This is a genomic window from Erythrobacter sp. JB1-15, from assembly GCF_057365035.1.
In genome coordinates this window covers 2,345,654-2,362,015 of the sequence record NZ_CP200295.1, presented here as the reverse complement: position 1 = coordinate 2,362,015, position 16,362 = coordinate 2,345,654, and the positions used below count along the sequence as shown (strand labels likewise).

Sequence of the window (16,362 nt, the reverse complement as noted above, 5' to 3'; positions counted from 1 at the left end):
TTTTCCGGCGCATATGCCGCTTTACTTGGTCCAGTGAACCAGCGTCACAATCCGCAGGCCACCGGGCGCATCGGCGACATCGGCGAACATTTTTTCCCCTGCCCGCTCCCCTTTGATAAGATCAGATTTTCCTGACTTATAAACGGTTTCCAGCTTACCTCTTACACCGCGCGTGAAGTGGTATTGCAGCGCATCCTTAGCATCTGTCTGGGTTGTGTACCGGATCACTCTGAACGCGCAGTCCGCATCATCGGAACCCGCCGCCTGCTGCACCATGCCATGCGGCATTAACGATGCGGTCTCTGGCATCTTTGCCGCCCAGGCAAGATCATCGCTCGCGCCCTTCCCGCAGGGCTGCGGCGCGCCCGCGGCGGTTAAAATTTCGCGCAGAGTGGAAAGCCCTGTCAGCGATTCGTTATCAAACAAGGCCCCTGCTGCGGGCAATTCTTCTATCGCCCCATCCTCGCGCAATTCCAGCCGCGCAGCATCGCGCGCTTTATCAGCGGCCTGGGGATCGGCATTAAACGCAGGCAGCGCGTGGTTGTCCTGAAACCCGATCGCCGCATTCGCCTCGTTCACCCATGCAAGATCAGGGTCAATCATCAGCGGATCGGCCAAAGCGCGCGAGATGACCGGGTCTTTGCCCATGACATCGCCTTCAATGTCTTGCGGTGCGCTATCCTCGCACCCGGCGAGCAAAGCGAGGGCCGAGATAACGCCTGCCAGAGTGGTGGAGGAGCGGGTGGTCATGATGCTGGCTTTGCCAGAACTGGGTTAATTTTCCCAGACTGCTTTTTTGCGCCGGGTTTTGCCTGCCGCAAAAGCGAAAACGCTCCCATACCCCTCAAGGGACATAGGAGCGCTTTCCGCGACTGGTGGTTGCCGCGCCTAGGCCATTGGTGGGATTGGCCCAAGTTGATGGAGCAGACCAAGGTTGCGAGATTTTAATGGTTAACGCTTGGCCCCCTCAAACTGTGCGTTAATCTATAGGGGTCTGAAGCTGAACACGCTGCAATCGGCAAAGACAGCAAGCGTTCACAATCCTTACCAAACGTTGCGCCCAGCGAATGTACTTTGCCAAGCAAAACCGCTTCACCCTTGGCAAGCGGCCGGTGCCCCACTAACGGCGGACAATGCGCAGCCAAGCAACCCAGCCCGATATTGCCGGGCAATCCTCAGGACAATCCCCGGGCCAACCCTCAGGCCAACCCTCTGGCCTACCCGCCGCGTTAGGGGCCTATTTGATTTGGGGCTTTCTACCGCTCTACATAATGCTGGCCGCCGCTGTCCCGCCGTTTGAATTTGTCGGCTGGCGGATCATTTTCACTTTGCCATTCTGCCTCATCATCATTGCAGTCCGCCAGCAGATGCCCGAACTAAAGGCGGCGCTTTCCAGCGGGAAAACGATGATCGCCCTCCTGGCCAGTGCGCTCCTGATCGGCGCGAACTGGTTTATCTATATCTGGGCGATCACCAATAAGCAGGTCTATGCGACCAGCCTTGGATACTACCTCAATCCGCTCCTCAACGTGGTTTTGGGCACGCTTTTGCTCTCTGAGAAGCTGTCGAAATGGCAATGGATTGCAGTCGCGATCGCCGCGAGCGGAGTGGGATTGCTCGCCGCAGGCGCGCTCACTTCGCTATGGATCAGCCTAAGCCTCGCGCTTTCATTTGGGCTTTACGGCGTTGTCCGCAAGCAAGTTAATGTGGGCGCGCTGCCTGGCCTCACAATTGAAACCGCGATTTTGCTGGCCCCGGCTTCCGCCATCGCGTTCTGGTATGCAGTCCAGCCACAAGGCTCCGCTTTACTGGTGAGCTTTGAACAAAGCGCAATCCTGGCTTTTGCAGGCGTAGTGACAGCGGTTCCCCTGCTGCTGTTTGCAGTTGCGGCCCGGCGCATGCCCTATTCAACGCTCGGCTTTATCCAATACCTCGCGCCCACAATTGTATTTTTGCTTGGACTGACTGTTTTCGGCGAGGAGTTAAGACCCGCACAGCTCGGCTGTTTTGTGCTGATCTGGATTGCTGTGGCGATCTTCGTCGGCGACCTGCTCGTCAAATCCAAGCGAGCCAGAACCTAACCCACGAACCGCCAGCCGATTGTCTGCCCGCCATGCCAAGGAACAATCTTTGAGCCTGCTATCTCCAATTCGTCCGGCACAATGACGTCGCTGCGTTCGAGAGTGACGGTGTCTTCATTTACAGGAAGCCCGTAAAATGCTGGACCATTGAGCGAGGCAAAGCTTTCAAACCGGTCAATTGCATTCTCTTCGTCGAACACAGTAAGATAGCTTTCAAGAGCATAGGGCGCGCCAAAAATTCCAGCGCATCCACAAGCGCTCTCCTTGTCCTTGCGAAAATGAGGCGCGCTGTCAGTGCCGAGGAAGAATTTGGGCGAACCTGACGTAGCAGCCGCTCGTAAAGCCAATCGGTGGCTCTCCCGTTTGGCCACCGGCAAACAGTAATTGTGCGGCTGGATGCCGCCGACAAGCATGGCGTTGCGGTTTATATGAAGATGCTGTGGCGTGATAGTCGCGGCCACCTTTGGGCCAGCCGCTTTCACAAACTCCACCGCATCTGATGTCGTGATATGCTCAAAGACCACTTTCAGCCTGGGGAAATTGGTGATCACCCCGCGCAAATGTCGCGCAATAAATTCAGCTTCGCGGTCAAACACGTCAATGTCGTGATCGGTTACCTCGCCATGGATACACAGCACGATGCCTTCGGCCTCCATCCGCTCAAGCACTGGATAGATCGTGCGAACATCGGTCACACCGCTGGCAGAATTTGTGGTGGCGTTCGCTGGGTAAAGCTTGGCTGCGGTGAAGATGCCTTCATTGGCACCGCGCACCAGATCTTCTGCGTCTGTGCCATCGGTAAGATAACAGGTCATCAGGGGCGTAAACGAACTGCCCTGCGGCACCGCCGCCAATATCCGATCTCGATATTCGCTTGCCAAAGCGGCAGTTGTAACCGGCGGCGTGAGGTTTGGCATCACGATGGCTCTACCAAACTGGCGCGCTGTGTGCGGGACAACGCCGCGCATAATATCGCCATCACGAAAATGCAGGTGCCAGTCATCGGGACGGCGGATCGTCAAGCTATCAATCATCGCCCAAAGGCCTAACGAGGCATAACGCCTCTTTCCAGAGCTTGTGCAAAGCAATAGACGGCGAATATGACAAAGACTGTGGGTTTCCTTGCATGCGATGCCACTTTGCCGGGCGACAGCACGCGGCGCGAAGACGCATTCGAGCACGATTTGATGATCGAAGCGCTGGCTCCCGCTCTTAAGGCCAGCAATTTGCATTTGCGCGTCATTGATTGGGAAGCGCCGATCGAAGAATTCGCCGATATCGATCTTGTGCTGCTGGGTACAGCATGGAATTATCAGGATAAATCGGATGCCTTTCTGGCAAAGCTGGAGGAACTGGCATCACGCGGGATCAATGTGTGCAACCCTCCTGAAACAGTGCGGTGGAACATTTCCAAGACATATCTGCGCGAACTTGCAGAAAGAGGGGCTCGCACCATTCCGACAATTTGGCTCGGCAAAGTAGACCATAAAGAAGCGGCAGCGGCGATGGATCAATTCGGCTGTGAAAAGCTGGTCGTAAAGCGTCAGATCGGGGCAGGAGCCGAGGGGCAGGAATTGCTCGAAAAAGGCCAAATCCACGCTGATTGGAATTACGATAATCCCGCCATGCTTCAACCCTACCTGCCCGCAATTACCACCGAAGGTGAATTGAGCTTCGTTTTTGTTGACGGTGCTTTCTGCCACGCACTGCGCAAATGCGCTGCGGGCGGGGATTATCGCATTCAATCGCTATATGGAGGAACCGAACGGAACCACCAACCAAGCGATGCAGAGATCGCGGCAGCACAGGCGATTATGGATGCCTTACCCCTCGCACCGCCTCTATATGCCCGCATTGATATGCTGGCCCAGCCCGATGGCGACCTTGCGCTGATGGAGGCGGAACTGATTGAACCCTATCTCTACCCTGTTCAAGGGCCGCAATTGGGCGACAGGCTGGCGCGCGCGATTATGACGAGATTGGATAAATCATGACAGGAACACTGCTCAAATCCCGCGCTGTTGTGCGATTGCAAGCATTAGAGGGCAACGAAGATGTTCGAAGCTTTTTGCAAGGTCTAGTCACCAATGATGTGAGCGGCAATCTACCTGTCTACACCGCGCTTTTGAGCGCGCAGGGCAAGACAATGTTTGACTTTTTCGTGTGGGACGGGGGCGATGGCGCGCTGCTGCTCGATTGCGAGGCGTGTGTTGCAGACGACTTGTCGAAACGGTTGTCGCTTTACCGATTGCGGCGAAAAATCGAAATTGTGCGTGACGATGCAACGTGCATTCATTGGTCGATTGAGGCGGGCGTTGATGCGGCTTTGGACCCTCGCTTGCCCGCGCTTGGATATCGCTGGCTTGCACCCGCGAAAGATGACGTCTCCGCTGATAGCGCCTATCTCTCGCATCGCCTTTCGCTTGGCGTAACCGAGGGCGTAGCAGAGCTAGGCGATATCTTGTGGCTTGAAACCAATGCGGCCGAACTCAATGGCGTCAGCTTCGAAAAGGGCTGCTATATCGGGCAGGAGAACACTGCACGGATGAATTGGCGGCAAAAGGTAAATCGACGGCTTGTGGTGGTGCCATTAGACCAATCCCAAGAAAAACGCCGCAAAGCCTCATACCCTGAGAATGGCGTCGCGATTGATCACTTGCGCGTAGCTGACCTTGACCCGGCCAGCCTGCCTGATTGGCAACGCGCCGCGATCAGCTAAGCGGGCTGGCTTCATCGAGAGAGACTTCCAGCATCCTTTGCGCAACATCGCGCGCGGCGGTTGCGGGCAGGTTCAGCGACCGGGCAAGCGCCGAACCGATAAGCGCATCGCCCATCGCCATCAGCACGAGAACGAGAGTGTCTTCATGGAGATGATCGACGCTTTGATGCGCGGCAGCCTCATCGACTGCAATATCATGGACAAGTTCATGGATCGCGCCAACGATCGGCTCAAGCGCATCTTCATTGCCGGTCAAGATCATCCAACTGGCAAGCGCGCCTGCCCCTTCCTTATCAAAGGCATCAAATGCAAGATCCACCACTTCGCGCGCTGAACCGAGGCCTGCGCGATTGGCATCCACGGCTTGCTTTATCGTCTCGCAAACAGTTTCGGTCAGGTATCTGGCCAATTCTTTTTGCAGGCCTGCAGCAGACCCGAAATGGTGAAGCAGGTTTGCATGCGTGCGCCCGATCCGGCCCGAAACTGCTTTCAAGGTAACCGCCTGCGGCCCCGATTCGATCAGCAATGCACGTGCCGCTTCCAAGGCGGAATTGCGCGATTCTTCAGGCGATAATCTTTTACGACTTGTCATCGCAGCCCGGTTACGAAATTCCCCCTTCTGCGGCAAGCGGTTAGCCAATGGCTTGCGCTAAGCAGCGTGCATCAGGCTGCCATGATCGGCTTCGATTTCCAGTTCGTATTCTGCCGCAACCACCGCCTCGCCGCGCCCCAACGAATACTGCTCTCGCGTGGTGCCCGTTCCAGTGAAACCAATTTTTCGCAGCACTTTGCCGGATGCGGGATTGTCGAGATAATGCGCAGCTACAATGCGTTTGTGCCCCAGCGATTTGGCGACGGCAATTGCACCGCGCCCGGCTTCGGTCGCGAAACCTTGCCCCCAATGGGCCTGCGCGATCCAATATCCCAATTCAGGCTCGCCCGAAGCGGTGGCATCAAGGCCAATTGTGCCCAACACAGCAGCATCACCAGCGCGCGTCACCAAGAAGCGAGGATATAATGGCGGTACAGGTGAACGCGCAAACTTCTGCGCGTCCTCATCGCCATATGGGTGAGGCGCGCTTGAGAGATTGCGCAGCACAGCCAGATCGGCGATGCCTGCCTTTATGGCTGGCCAATCTTCTGGCCAGATGGGTCTAAGCAACAGTCGTTCGCTGCGGTAAAACACTCAGCCGTCCTCTCCTGCCCCCCGCCCGAATTTCCTATCCGGCCAAAGTGACAAATTCATTGCCGCTGCCTCAATTGGTCGGCGAAATGGTTTGAGGAAGAGATACGAAAAGGGAGATGGCCTCCCCGGTTTTGGGGTGGCCCTTCTCCCTCTTGATGACCGGCTTTCGCCAGGTCGGGACCGCCCCAGTGGACGGTCCTATTTTTGGAACGTCCGGTTATTCGGCTGCTTGCGCCATCATGTCTACAGAGACATATTTGCGGCCAAGTTTGCCCTTATGGAATCGCACCACGCCTTCTTCGAGCGCGAACAGAGTGTGATCCTTACCCATGCCGACATTGGTGCCGGGGTAGAATTTGGTGCCGCGCTGGCGCACGATAATGTTTCCGCCGATCACGTCCTGACCGCCAAACTTTTTCACTCCAAGGCGGCGACCTGCTGAATCGCGACCATTGCGTGACGAACCGCCTGCTTTCTTATGTGCCATGGTTCAATTGCCTCTTATTTGTCTTTGCCGGATGCAGCTTCGGCCTGATCGACCTTCGCACGCGGCGGCTTTCCGTCGAGCAATTCCTGAGCCTGCACAGCCCATTCATCCTTGATCGGACGATTGCCCAGTTTCAATTCGTCATTCCACTTATTCGCGGTCGCTTCGTCCCACGATGCAATGTCGTTCCAGCTTTCGATGCCGGCCTTGCGCAGTTTTTTCTCAATTGTCGGGCCAATGCCCGAAATGAGCGAGAGATTGCTGGCATCAAGATCAGTCTTGGGCTGGCTCTCTGCCTTCGGCGCTGCTTCCTTTTTCGGAGCGGCTTTGGGCGCATCGTCCTTTTTGGGAGCAGCAGCTTTTTTCGCCGGAGCTTTCTTGCCGCCCGTGCCCACATCCGTGATGCGCAGCAACGTCATTTGCTGACGGTGCCCGGCTTTGCGGCGATAGTTATGACGGCGACGTTTCTTGAAAACGACGACCTTTTCGCTTTTCGCCTGCGCGATGATCTCTGCTGAAACGGTCACTTTTGACGCGTCAGCGATGGTATCGCCCTCGCCCGCCAAAAGGATGTCGTCCAGCGTGACCGTTTCACCGGCTTCCCCGCTGAGCTTTTCAACGGCAATTTTGTCTCCAGCGGCAACCCGATATTGTTTGCCGCCTGTGCGCACTATCGCGAACATGGCTTATACACTCTCAGTCTTGTGCGATGCTTGGTACACACACATATCGGCCTGCACCCAGCAATATTGCGGCGCTGACCTACAGCGCTCGAAAGAAGCGTGCCGTTAAGGGAAAGCTCTGGCCAAGTCAACGCCCGTAACACACCAGCGGGCACCGAATTTGCAGTTTTGTTCGCTCTAAGCGACTTTGCGCACGCCTGTCTCCATGGTAGCAGCTTTAAACGATGAGGCCAAAGTCACCTTTCTCCGCATATTTCATCGCAGCGACAGTCTGCCTAACCTCCGCCTGCGCTGGTGACCCCGGTCGCTATCCATCGCTTGCGGTACGCGATATTGAACGGACGAGCGGTCAATCCGCAGCGGCGAGAGCGATATCGGCCCAAAGCCCAGCGCCTGCTGTAGCGACCTCTGCTGAGATCGCAGCGCTGGTTGGTGAAGCCAAATCCGTATCCAGTAGATTTCAGACTGCGCAGAATAGTACCCGAATCGCGGTAAATGCGGGTCGCGGGAAAGCGAGCGATAGTCTTGCGTACACCGGTGCATTGCTAGCTTTGGCCGAACTATCATCTTTGCGAAGCGACACGGCGTTGGTGCTGGGCGAGTTTGATATGCTCGCGAGCCAAGCGAAGACAAGCTTTGCCCCTGAAAAAGAAATCAGCGATGCTCAAGCAATAGTGGTGGCACTTGTTGAAGAACAGGATGAGGTGCTTGCCCGATTGTGGCGTGACCTTAATCGTTAGACCGCATTACTGCTCCCAACGCGCAAGATCATCATGATCGGCATCGCGCGGCTGAATCCAATGCCATTCGCCCGCTCGTTTCTCGCGCTTCCAAAACCATGCCGCGCTTTTCAAATGATCCATGCAGAAATCCACGGCTTGAATGGCGTCGCGGCGGTGGGTTGCAGCAGCGGCAACACAAACGATCGGATCACCGGGGCGCATGCATCCCACGCGATGGCTCATGACAAGGCCTTCAAGTTCGAAACGATCAAAAGCGCGGTCGGCTAGGGCTTCCATCCCTAATAAAGTAAGCGGCTCGTAATGCGAAAGCTCCAGCGCCTCCACATCACCAGAAGCGCGCACTATACCAACAAAGCTGGCAATCCCCCCTGCATTCGGGCTCGCCTGCGATAGCTTATCCACCGAAGCATGAGGATCGAGCGCGTGCTCTTCAATCCGAATCTCGCGCAAAGGTTACCCTCCCGATACTGGCGGGAGCATCGCGACTTCATCACCATCTTTCGCTGATAAAGTAGTCTTGTCGGCTAAGACCCGCCCCGCGCAGGCAATATTGACGCGGTCGGACTTCAATTGCTCGGCAATTTCAGCACTCACAGCTTCTAGCAGGCCCGCCCAATTGAGTGGGGCTGATACCTCGCGAGTGCTTGCACCTGCAAGATCACGCAGAGGGCCAAGAAAAACTAGTGTGACAGCCACGTCAGTCTCTTTAACCACCCGTTGTCGACATATGCCGGTCCAAAGCAGGAGCCGCACCGCGTTCATCCATCCGGAAATGGTGCTGCTTAGGCTTGATTTGCATCGCTTCGGCCAAGCCTCTGGCCAAATTCACTTGCGGATTGTCCGAGCGGAGCGCAGCGCGCAAATCCACTCGCTCCGCCCCGCCCAAACAGGGATACAATTGCCCGGTTGCTGTAACCCGCAAGCGGTTGCAGCCTTCGCAAAAATTGCTGGTGTGCGGTGTAATCAATCCCAACCTGCCGCCGGTTTCTGCAATGTCGATATAGCGCGCGGGGCCGCCAGATGTTGCGTCTGTATCAGTCAGCGTCCAACGTTTTTCCAAACCTTCGCGCACATAGCTGAGCGGCAGATATTGGTCGATCCGATCCTCTTCAATATCGCCAAGCGGCATAACTTCGATAAGGGTCACATCGTGCCCTTCACCATGCCCCCAAGCGATCAGATCGGGCAATTCATCCTCATTCACACCTTTGAGCGCGACCGCATTCAATTTTACGTTCAATCCAGCATCGCGCGCAGCGGCGATCCCGTCCAATACTTGCGGCAAAGCGTCGCGCCGTGTGAGCTGAGCAAAGCGCGTCCTGTCCAGCGTATCAAGCGAGACATTGACCCGCTTCACACCGGCCCTCGCCAAGCGATCCGCATGCAGCGCCAATTGGGTTGCATTGGTGGTAAGCGTCAATTCGTGAAGTCCGTGCCCAAGCCGCTGACCCAGTGCATCAAACAGATCACAAATATCGCGACGCACCAGCGGCTCCCCTCCTGTAATCCGGATTTTCGAGACGCCGCGATCGATAAAGCCGATTGCAAGCTCATACATTTCTTCGAGCGTCAACACTTCGCGCCGAGGCAGAAACTGCATCCGTTCGGGCATGCAATAGGTGCAGCGCAAATCGCAGCGATCTGTCACGGATAAGCGCAAATAGGAGATACGCCTTTGAAAGGTGTCAACCAGCTGGGTGGTTTGGTTATGGACCATGATGAGGTCGGGCTGGCGAACCGATCTGTTATTCATGCGACTGAAGATACTGCCCCGTGATACCGGGCGCATCCCTCAAATATGAGAGCATTTGGGCTGCGCTGTCCTGACTGCTAGCGCCGATAATGTTGACGCGCTTGGGCGCATACGCCCGCGCCAGATCCAGAGCTAGCGCACGGCGCCAATCATCGTGTTCAGCGTCAGCGGCTGGAAAGATAATGGCAAGGACGTCCACATCCTGCTTGGTCGCAGCAGATTGCACGGCCCTAAAGTGATGGTCCATAAACGCAGCATGAGCTGCAAGAGCGCCATCGGGCAATGCATCAACAAAAAGGCTATGGTCCGGCACGGGCGGACCCTAACAGTCTGGCCGCTCGCGGTGAAGTGTTATGCCGATTTCTTCGTCGGCATCGGCAATTGCCAGCTTGACGATCTTTACCGTTACCGCCTGAACGCGCGAGTCCTGCCCAAACAGGGTGCTACAGATATGATCTGCGACAGCTTCGATCAGCTTGAAGTGAATACCCTCAGGCAGTCCTTCAGCAGCTTCCTTCAAATCCATATAATTTTTGCTCGCCTCAAGCGGCGTATCTGGATCGTACCGGGATGCGATATCATACCGCACTGCCATCGAAATTCGAAGGGGTTGCGGCTTGCCCGTTTCCTCTGAATAGATCCCAGTGAGAACATCGACGAGCAGATCGTTGACTTCAAGAATAAGCGAATCGGTGTTTTTCATCGCGCGCCTTTAACCCGGATTGCTCCACCGTGCGAAGATTGCTGTGGGTAGCAGGCGAGCATTTTCACCCGTCTCGGCCACACATAATTCTCCATGTTCGATCCTGCCCGGCAGATCACGCAGCGTTTCTTCCAACAGGCCAGCAATAGAAAGGCTGCTCATTCGCACAGCATACACTGTGAGAAAGAGAAACCGGCTGTCGCCATCAAGCAGCTGCGCACAATCGCCGATCAGGCCCGGCAAGCCTTCTTCAAGGCGCCACGTTTCGTTCTTTGGTCCGCGCCCAAATTTCGGCGGATCGAGGATAATGCCATCATACCGGCGCTGCCTGCGCACTTCGCGTCCGGTAAATTTGGCCGCATCATCGACCAACCAACGGATCGGGCGATCCTGCATTGCAGACAGTTCCGAGTTCACACGCGCCTGTGCGACAGATTTCTTCGATGCATCAACGTGAGTAACGCGGCCATAATCGGACAATGCCAGCGATCCAACACCGGTATAGCCAAACAGGTTCAGCGTTTCGGCATCTTTGCAATCTGCAAGCCGTTCACCCATCCAATCCCACACCGGCGCCATATCGGGAAAAAACTGCAGATGCCGAAACGGTGTTGGTTGCGCAGTAAAGCGCACATTATTCCATTCCAATTCCCAGCCATCTTCCGGCAAATCCGGTGCATCTGACCAACGTCCGCCGCCATCTTCATCAGATCCCGGAACAAATTCGCTTTCCGCGGCCCAATCATTAATGCGGGGCGACCACATCGCTTGGGGTTCCGGGCGAATAAAACGGTGCGGGCCGAATGCCTCCCATTTGCGGCCAAAGCCGCTATCCAGCAGGCGATAGGCGTCCCAGCCCTCGCCAACCATCAATTGGGGTTCACGCGAAAGTTTAGCCATCAGGCGTCGGCGGCAGCCGGTTTGTGCGCGGTGTTCGAAAGCACAAAATCGCGCGCCGCCTCATACGATCCGCTAAGCTCGCTGTAACTTTCCTCGCGGCCAAACAAATCGCCAACGCGTGCAGGCAGCGATGGACGAACGCCAGTTGCGCGCTCAACCGCATCACGAAATTTGGCCGGATGCGCCGTTGCCAAGGTCACCACCGGTACGCCGTCAAATTGGTCTTCTTCATCCGATTGCAAAGCAGCGCTGAGGCCAACGGCAGTGTGAGGATCAATGATTTGTCCCGATGACTGATATGCCCATTGCAAGGCTCTTGCGGTCTGATCCTGATCAGCGCGGAAACTGAGGAACATATCTTTCGCCCCCTCGCGCTGCGCATTGGTCAACTGCATGGCACGTGATGCGTCAAAGCCGCGCATCTGCTCACCCAAAGCAGCGCCATCGCGCCCTCCCACATCAAACAACAGCCGCTCAAAGTTGGAGCTGACTTGGATATCCATCGAGGGGGTGAGCGTGGGAGTCACTTCACCAGCAGAGTAATCGCCGAACATCAGTGCCCGGTGGAGAATATCATTCACATTGGTAGCGACAATCAGTTTCGCGATGGGCAAACCCATCTGCGCCGCGACATAGCCTGCAAAGACATCGCCGAAATTCCCGGTCGGCACGCTGAAGGCAACCGGACGATCAGGTCCGCCCAATTGCAGCGCAGCGTAGAAATAATACACAACCTGCGCCATCAAGCGCGACCAGTTGATCGAATTCACCGCCCCCAATTGCAGCGGTCCGCCATGCGGCGTGTTCACCGCAGCATCGCCAAACATCCGTTTTACATGGCGCTGGGCATCATCAAAGCTGCCATCAATCGCAATGTTATGAACATTCGGTGCGCGCACTGTTGTCATTTGACGACGCTGGACTTCGCTCACCTTCCCCTGGGGATGGAGCATAAATATCTCCACCCGATCAAGACCCGCCACTGCACGAATCGCAGCCGAGCCCGTATCCCCGCTGGTCGCTCCCACAATAGTGAGGCGTTCATTGCGGCGTTCGAGGAAGGTTTCAAACAACCGCCCCAGCATCTGAAGCGCGATGTCTTTGAACGCCAGAGTTGGACCGTGAAAAAGCTCAAGCAGAAAATGGCGATGGTTAAGCTGGACGAGCGGGGTCACGGCATCGTGGCTAAACTCACCGTAAACCTCTTCACACAAACGCGTCAGCTCGTCTTCGCTCAAGCAATTGCCTACAAACCGCCTCATCACCGCGACGGCGACGCTGGCATAGTCTGCACCGCGCAAGGCGCGAATTTCGTCATCAGAAAAGCGCGGCCATTCACACGGAAGATAAAGCCCACCATCATTGGCAAGGCCAGCTAGCGTCACGCCCTCAAAATCGAGAACAGGCGCGTTTCCTCTGGTTGATACGTATTCCATCTCGCCTTGGCGCTTAGCGAGGGAGACGGTGCGGGGCAATGTTTGGTTGTGCGTGCAAGCAATTGCCTAGGGCTTTGCGCGCAGCCGTGAACGAAGGGCGAAACCATAAACCAGCAAAGCCGTCAGCGCGAAAAAGAACCACTGGCCTGCATAGGCAAGGTGATTGTTGGGCAAATCGTTGGGGTCGGGTTTGGCCAAGGGCTGAAGACCAGCCGCAGGTTTGCTGGCAACCACTTTGAACCCGTCTCCAAGCCGCACCAGCGTGCCCTCCACAACACCACCGTCAAAGTCGGGCTGTTTGGCAGATCGAGACCAGCCAATATCGCCATATGTGATTACAGCCGGTGCCGGCTCATCAAGATAGGCGAAGCTCGATAGCACATGGCAAGTGTAACGATGCGCGAACCCGGCCTGCCCTTTGTCATTGCGTCCAGCAACCGCTTGCCAATCTTTTGGCTCCGGGCATTCCAATCGAACACTGCGGTAGACCAGGTCTGGCTCCCCGGCATTGATCGCGACAATTTGAGACAATTGTTGCTTCTGCTCAAATTCAGCAATCAAGGCTGCCTTTTCATCAGCCCTGCCCAATTGCCAAATGCCAAGCGCAACCATAACGCCCGCTGCCGCCACGACGAGAATGGTGGGGATGATCGGAATACGGGTCATGGGGTTGTATCCTCGGCGGCCTCACGCTCTCTTTCATAGCCCGCATACAGGAACAGCGTCTTGTAAAAGCGAAGGGCGTACAAAACGGCCCCAATCGTCAGGGGCGCAAAAAACGCCATTAGCAAGGCAATAGGTGGCCGCATAAACGCATCTACGCCCGCAGCAAGCGCGAACAGCACAATGGCGACTAATATCGTGACCAGCCCCGCTAACCGCCCGCCCCTCTCAACGCTGGCAAAATCATACCCGCAAGCGCGGCAGTGATCAGCGATCTGGGCGGGCGCTGCGAACAGGGCCTTTGCCCCGCAATGGGGACAGATACCGAAAAGGGCAGCCGAGAATAAACCCGGCTGCCCTTTTGATTGACGGGAATTATCAGGCGGCGCGATCAATGAACAGGCGCGCCCCAACCGCCCCAGATGTAGACTGCGATGAACAGGAACAACCAAACGACATCGACAAAGTGCCAATACCAAGCGGCCGCTTCAAAGCCGAAATGTTGGCGCGGGGTAAAGTGGCCTTTATAGGCGCGGAACAAACACACAGCGAGGAAGATAGTCCCGACCAACACGTGGAAGCCGTGAAAGCCCGTCGCCATATAAAACGCACTTGAATAAGTGTTGGTGCCAAAGGCGAAAGGCGCCACAGCATATTCATATGCCTGAATAGCGCTGAACACTGCACCAAGCGCAATGGTTGCCCAAAGCCCCTGCTTCAGCCCCTCACGATCGCCATGGATGAGAGCATGGTGAGCCCAGGTAACCGTAGTCCCCGAACACAGCAGGATAAGCGTGTTCAGCAGAGGCAAAGCGAAGGGATTGATAACCTCAAGACCTTGCGCTGGGAAAGCCGCAACGGCCGAGGCACCTTCTTGCTGGAACAGGCTTGTCACTTCCCCATCTGGGGCCACAACAATTGGCTCAGGGAACAACGCGAAATCGAAAAATGCCCAGAACCACCCGACGAAAAACATAACTTCGGATGCGATGAACAAAATCATCCCGTAACGCATATGCAGCTGAACAACCGGAGTGTGATCACCCCGCTCTGCCTCAACCACGATATTCTTGAACCACATAAAGAAAGTGGCGATCAGTCCTGCAAGGCCAAGATACATAACGATCGGGCCGGTTGTGCCGAACATTTCGTGCATATTGAACACCAGCCCAGTGGTGAAAGTCACGGCCGAGATCGACCCAACCAAAGGCCAGATATCTGGTTCAAGGATGTGATAATCGTGGTTTACTTGGCCGCCCATATTTTCATTCCCATGGCTGCGATTGTGCAATCAGTTAGATGGCGCGCGAGCTGATTTCACAGTCTCTTTTGCGCGGTGAAAGGTATAACTCAAGGTGATCTGCTCGACATCCGCCATAAACTCATCTTCGAGAATGGCAGGATCAATGTAGTACAACACCGGCATGGTCACTTCTTCACCCGATTCGAGAGTCTGCTCAGTAAAGCAGAAGCACTGGATCTTGTGAAAATATTGGCCTGCTTGGCTCGGCTCGACATTGAATGTCGCGGTCCCGGTCACAGCCTTCGCTTCGAGATTTTTGGCCACATATGTGGCGATATCACGTTGCCCAATGCGCACGGTGTCAGTCGATTGCTCTGGCCGGAAAGACCATGCAACGTCGCCCGCAGTCGATGCGTCGAACCGGATCGAGATTTCTTTATCGATCCCCGCCGCTGCCGCGCTGGAGGCATCGGCCTCACTTGCGACCTGTGTCGTCCCGCCAAATCCTGTGACCCGGCAAAACAAATCATACAGCGGCGCAGATGCAAAGCCGAGGCCGACCATTGCCGCAGCGAAAAGCAAGGCAAAAAAGCCTGTGCGCGCGTTCTTGCGTTGAACTTGCGTGTCGAAGACAGTTGCGGCCGTATTCACTGCGCACCAAGCCTGGCAATCGTGATCGCATAGAACAGGACAACGAAAAACAGCAGCGTACCGCCAACCACCAGATTGCGGCTTTTCTGGCGGCGTTTCACTTCGGCTTCTTCTTCGGGCGTCATGCGAGAATGCCCCCACCTATCAAACCGTTATTCTCAAGCATACGGTCTGCGACCAAGGCAGCGAAAAGCACGAAGAGGTAATAGATGCTGAATTTAAACAATCGCTTTTCAGGAGCCAGCGGATCGGAACCCGAACGCTTTTCTGCCATCACAGGAACCGCCAATGCAAGGAACAAAGCGGACAAGACCACCGCAATGCTGCCATAAACCCAGCTTGTTCCGCCAATAGCCCAAGGGGCAATCGCAATAGGCGCAAGCAGTACGGTATAGATCATAATCTGCTGCCGCGTGACTTTCTCGCCCGCGACCACAGGAAGCATAGGAATGCCAACTTTCGCGTAATCTGATTTCACAAAAAGAGCGAGCGCCCAAAAATGCGGCGGGGTCCACATAAAAATAATCGCGAACAGCAAAATCGGCATGGCCGTGATTTCGCCGGTAACCGCAATCCACCCTATAAACGGCGGAAAGGCCCCTGCCCCGCCACCGATTACAATGTTCTGGGGAGTGCGCGGTTTTAGCCACATTGTGTAGATAACGGCGTAATAAATAATCGCTGCAAACAGGCAGGCAGCCGCCAACCAACCTACGGCGACACCCAACATAAAGACCGAAGCAGCTGAGAGGAAAATGCCGAAATCACGCGCATCTTCGCGGCGCATCCGGCCATCAGGCAATGGCCGATTGGCAGTGCGCTTCATGCCTTTGTCCAGGTCAGCTTCCCACCAATGATTGAGCGCAGCAGAACCGCCAGCCCCCATGGCAATCGCCAAGATAGCCGTAAAACCGAGCACAGGGTGGATACTGCCCGGCGCTGCCAGCACGCCGCAAATGCCAGTGAAGATCACAAGCGTCATCACGCGCGGCTTTGTCAGCGTGAAGAAATCACGCCAATCGGCCGGCATTTGAGTGGTTGTGACTGCGGTGTTCATAGGGTCGGTCTTACATAATCGGGAAGAGCACTCCTTATCGAAGCGCCCTTCCCTCCT

22 protein-coding genes and 1 pseudogene are annotated in these 16,362 nt (G+C 55.8%); 4 read left to right on the top strand and 19 right to left on the bottom strand.

Annotated features, from left to right (window positions below; all coding sequences use genetic code 11):
• Positions 1 to 21: 21 nt before the first annotated feature.
• Positions 22 to 750, bottom strand: a complete 729-nt coding sequence (locus tag AC0V6L_RS11380; protein ID WP_486154362.1) for a hypothetical protein — start codon at positions 748 to 750, stop codon at positions 22 to 24.
• Positions 751 to 1,133: 383 nt separating this feature from the next.
• Between AC0V6L_RS11380 and rarD the strand changes: the two genes are divergently transcribed.
• Positions 1,134 to 2,081 carry an EamA family transporter RarD gene (gene rarD / locus AC0V6L_RS11375; RefSeq protein WP_486154361.1) on the top strand — a complete coding sequence of 316 codons (948 nt, stop codon included), beginning with the start codon at positions 1,134 to 1,136 and terminating at the stop codon, positions 2,079 to 2,081.
• Here rarD and pyrC read toward each other — a convergent pair.
• Positions 2,078 to 3,115 (bottom strand): dihydroorotase, encoded by a 1,038-nt coding sequence (pyrC, locus tag AC0V6L_RS11370; protein ID WP_486154360.1) that lies wholly within the window; start codon positions 3,113 to 3,115, stop codon positions 2,078 to 2,080. The genes rarD and pyrC overlap by 4 nt on opposite strands.
• 66 nt (positions 3,116 to 3,181) lie before the next feature.
• Between pyrC and AC0V6L_RS11365 the strand changes: the two genes are divergently transcribed.
• A complete protein-coding gene (locus AC0V6L_RS11365; protein WP_486154359.1) occupies positions 3,182 to 4,075 on the top strand; it encodes an ATP-grasp domain-containing protein in 894 nt (297 codons plus the stop codon).
• Positions 4,072 to 4,800 (top strand): CAF17-like 4Fe-4S cluster assembly/insertion protein YgfZ, encoded by a 729-nt coding sequence (ygfZ, locus tag AC0V6L_RS11360; protein WP_486154358.1) that lies wholly within the window; start codon positions 4,072 to 4,074, stop codon positions 4,798 to 4,800. The genes AC0V6L_RS11365 and ygfZ overlap by 4 nt, the downstream gene beginning before the upstream one ends.
• Here the strand turns inward: ygfZ and AC0V6L_RS11355 are convergent.
• From AC0V6L_RS11355 to rplU, 4 genes and pseudogenes are all read right to left on the bottom strand, one after another.
• Entirely contained in the window at positions 4,793 to 5,392 is a 600-nt protein-coding gene (locus AC0V6L_RS11355; RefSeq protein ID WP_486150841.1) for a TetR/AcrR family transcriptional regulator, read from the bottom strand. The genes ygfZ and AC0V6L_RS11355 overlap by 8 nt on opposite strands.
• Before the next feature lie 57 nt (positions 5,393 to 5,449).
• Positions 5,450 to 5,962 (bottom strand): GNAT family N-acetyltransferase, encoded by a 513-nt coding sequence (locus tag AC0V6L_RS11350; RefSeq protein ID WP_486154357.1) that lies wholly within the window; start codon positions 5,960 to 5,962, stop codon positions 5,450 to 5,452.
• Positions 5,963 to 6,203: 241 nt separating this feature from the next.
• Complete coding sequence (rpmA, locus tag AC0V6L_RS11345) at positions 6,204 to 6,473, bottom strand: 50S ribosomal protein L27 (protein WP_486150837.1); 270 nt, start codon at positions 6,471 to 6,473, stop codon at positions 6,204 to 6,206.
• A gap of 278 nt (positions 6,474 to 6,751) precedes the next feature.
• A pseudogene (gene rplU, locus AC0V6L_RS11340) lies at positions 6,752 to 7,156 on the bottom strand (50S ribosomal protein L21); the annotation flags it as partial.
• Positions 7,157 to 7,746: 590 nt separating this feature from the next.
• On the opposite strand from rplU, the gene AC0V6L_RS11335 reads away from it, so the two are divergent.
• Positions 7,747 to 7,896 carry a hypothetical protein gene (locus AC0V6L_RS11335; protein WP_486154356.1) on the top strand — a complete coding sequence of 50 codons (150 nt, stop codon included), beginning with the start codon at positions 7,747 to 7,749 and terminating at the stop codon, positions 7,894 to 7,896.
• 6 nt (positions 7,897 to 7,902) lie between these two features.
• On the opposite strand, the gene AC0V6L_RS11330 is transcribed toward AC0V6L_RS11335, so the two are convergent.
• The 13 genes from AC0V6L_RS11330 to AC0V6L_RS11270 all read right to left on the bottom strand — a co-directional run bounded on the left by AC0V6L_RS11330 (position 7,903) and on the right by AC0V6L_RS11270 (position 16,305).
• A complete protein-coding gene (locus AC0V6L_RS11330; RefSeq protein WP_486154355.1) occupies positions 7,903 to 8,349 on the bottom strand; it encodes a molybdenum cofactor biosynthesis protein MoaE in 447 nt (148 codons plus the stop codon).
• A gap of 3 nt (positions 8,350 to 8,352) precedes the next feature.
• Entirely contained in the window at positions 8,353 to 8,595 is a 243-nt protein-coding gene (locus AC0V6L_RS11325; protein WP_486154354.1) for a MoaD/ThiS family protein, read from the bottom strand.
• Between the two features lie 10 nt (positions 8,596 to 8,605).
• The gene (gene moaA, locus AC0V6L_RS11320) at positions 8,606 to 9,616 is read right to left on the bottom strand and encodes a GTP 3',8-cyclase MoaA (protein WP_486155119.1); all 1,011 of its coding nucleotides are present in this window, start codon (positions 9,614 to 9,616) and stop codon (positions 8,606 to 8,608) included.
• 28 nt (positions 9,617 to 9,644) lie between these two features.
• Positions 9,645 to 9,965, bottom strand: a complete 321-nt coding sequence (locus AC0V6L_RS11315; protein WP_486150831.1) for a Rossmann fold domain-containing protein — start codon at positions 9,963 to 9,965, stop codon at positions 9,645 to 9,647.
• A gap of 9 nt (positions 9,966 to 9,974) precedes the next feature.
• Positions 9,975 to 10,355, bottom strand: a complete 381-nt coding sequence (locus AC0V6L_RS11310; protein WP_486154353.1) for a dihydroneopterin aldolase — start codon at positions 10,353 to 10,355, stop codon at positions 9,975 to 9,977.
• A gap of 9 nt (positions 10,356 to 10,364) precedes the next feature.
• Positions 10,365 to 11,255 carry a class I SAM-dependent rRNA methyltransferase gene (locus AC0V6L_RS11305; RefSeq protein ID WP_486154352.1) on the bottom strand — a complete coding sequence of 297 codons (891 nt, stop codon included), beginning with the start codon at positions 11,253 to 11,255 and terminating at the stop codon, positions 10,365 to 10,367.
• Positions 11,255 to 12,691 carry a threonine synthase gene (gene thrC, locus AC0V6L_RS11300; RefSeq protein WP_486154351.1) on the bottom strand — a complete coding sequence of 479 codons (1,437 nt, stop codon included), beginning with the start codon at positions 12,689 to 12,691 and terminating at the stop codon, positions 11,255 to 11,257. The genes AC0V6L_RS11305 and thrC overlap by 1 nt, the downstream gene beginning before the upstream one ends.
• 66 nt (positions 12,692 to 12,757) lie before the next feature.
• Positions 12,758 to 13,357, bottom strand: a complete 600-nt coding sequence (locus AC0V6L_RS11295) for an SURF1 family cytochrome oxidase biogenesis protein (protein ID WP_486154350.1) — start codon at positions 13,355 to 13,357, stop codon at positions 12,758 to 12,760.
• Positions 13,354 to 13,749 carry a DUF983 domain-containing protein gene (locus AC0V6L_RS11290; RefSeq protein WP_486154349.1) on the bottom strand — a complete coding sequence of 132 codons (396 nt, stop codon included), beginning with the start codon at positions 13,747 to 13,749 and terminating at the stop codon, positions 13,354 to 13,356. Before AC0V6L_RS11290 ends, AC0V6L_RS11295 begins: the two co-directional genes overlap by 4 nt.
• Entirely contained in the window at positions 13,746 to 14,615 is an 870-nt protein-coding gene (locus tag AC0V6L_RS11285; RefSeq protein ID WP_486154348.1) for a cytochrome c oxidase subunit 3, read from the bottom strand. Before AC0V6L_RS11285 ends, AC0V6L_RS11290 begins: the two co-directional genes overlap by 4 nt.
• A 30-nt stretch (positions 14,616 to 14,645) precedes the next feature.
• On the bottom strand, positions 14,646 to 15,248 hold the full coding sequence (locus AC0V6L_RS11280) for a cytochrome c oxidase assembly protein (RefSeq protein WP_486154347.1): 603 nt from the start codon (positions 15,246 to 15,248) through the stop codon (positions 14,646 to 14,648).
• Positions 15,245 to 15,373 carry a hypothetical protein gene (locus AC0V6L_RS11275; RefSeq protein ID WP_486150817.1) on the bottom strand — a complete coding sequence of 43 codons (129 nt, stop codon included), beginning with the start codon at positions 15,371 to 15,373 and terminating at the stop codon, positions 15,245 to 15,247. Before AC0V6L_RS11275 ends, AC0V6L_RS11280 begins: the two co-directional genes overlap by 4 nt.
• A complete protein-coding gene (locus tag AC0V6L_RS11270) occupies positions 15,370 to 16,305 on the bottom strand; it encodes a heme o synthase (RefSeq protein WP_486154346.1) in 936 nt (311 codons plus the stop codon). The genes AC0V6L_RS11275 and AC0V6L_RS11270 overlap by 4 nt, the downstream gene beginning before the upstream one ends.
• Positions 16,306 to 16,362: the final 57 nt, after the last annotated feature.

Coding starts and splice junctions, on each gene's coding strand:
- AC0V6L_RS11355 (WP_486150841.1), bottom strand. CDS start 5,392: ATGACAAGTCGTAAAAGATTATCGCCTGAAGAATCGCGCAATTCCGCC.
- thrC (WP_486154351.1), bottom strand. CDS start 12,691: ATGGAATACGTATCAACCAGAGGAAACGCGCCTGTTCTCGATTTTGAG.
- AC0V6L_RS11365 (WP_486154359.1), top strand. CDS start 3,182: ATGACAAAGACTGTGGGTTTCCTTGCATGCGATGCCACTTTGCCGGGC.
- AC0V6L_RS11275 (WP_486150817.1), bottom strand. CDS start 15,373: ATGACGCCCGAAGAAGAAGCCGAAGTGAAACGCCGCCAGAAAAGCCGC.
- AC0V6L_RS11310 (WP_486154353.1), bottom strand. CDS start 10,355: ATGAAAAACACCGATTCGCTTATTCTTGAAGTCAACGATCTGCTCGTC.
- AC0V6L_RS11295 (WP_486154350.1), bottom strand. CDS start 13,357: ATGACCCGTATTCCGATCATCCCCACCATTCTCGTCGTGGCGGCAGCG.
- moaA (WP_486155119.1), bottom strand. CDS start 9,616: ATGGTCCATAACCAAACCACCCAGCTGGTTGACACCTTTCAAAGGCGT.
- AC0V6L_RS11380 (WP_486154362.1), bottom strand. CDS start 750: ATGACCACCCGCTCCTCCACCACTCTGGCAGGCGTTATCTCGGCCCTC.
- AC0V6L_RS11285 (WP_486154348.1), bottom strand. CDS start 14,615: ATGGGCGGCCAAGTAAACCACGATTATCACATCCTTGAACCAGATATC.
- ygfZ (WP_486154358.1), top strand. CDS start 4,072: ATGACAGGAACACTGCTCAAATCCCGCGCTGTTGTGCGATTGCAAGCA.
- pyrC (WP_486154360.1), bottom strand. CDS start 3,115: ATGATTGATAGCTTGACGATCCGCCGTCCCGATGACTGGCACCTGCAT.
- AC0V6L_RS11270 (WP_486154346.1), bottom strand. CDS start 16,305: ATGAACACCGCAGTCACAACCACTCAAATGCCGGCCGATTGGCGTGAT.
- rpmA (WP_486150837.1), bottom strand. CDS start 6,473: ATGGCACATAAGAAAGCAGGCGGTTCGTCACGCAATGGTCGCGATTCA.
- AC0V6L_RS11305 (WP_486154352.1), bottom strand. CDS start 11,255: ATGGCTAAACTTTCGCGTGAACCCCAATTGATGGTTGGCGAGGGCTGG.
- rarD (WP_486154361.1), top strand. CDS start 1,134: ATGCGCAGCCAAGCAACCCAGCCCGATATTGCCGGGCAATCCTCAGGA.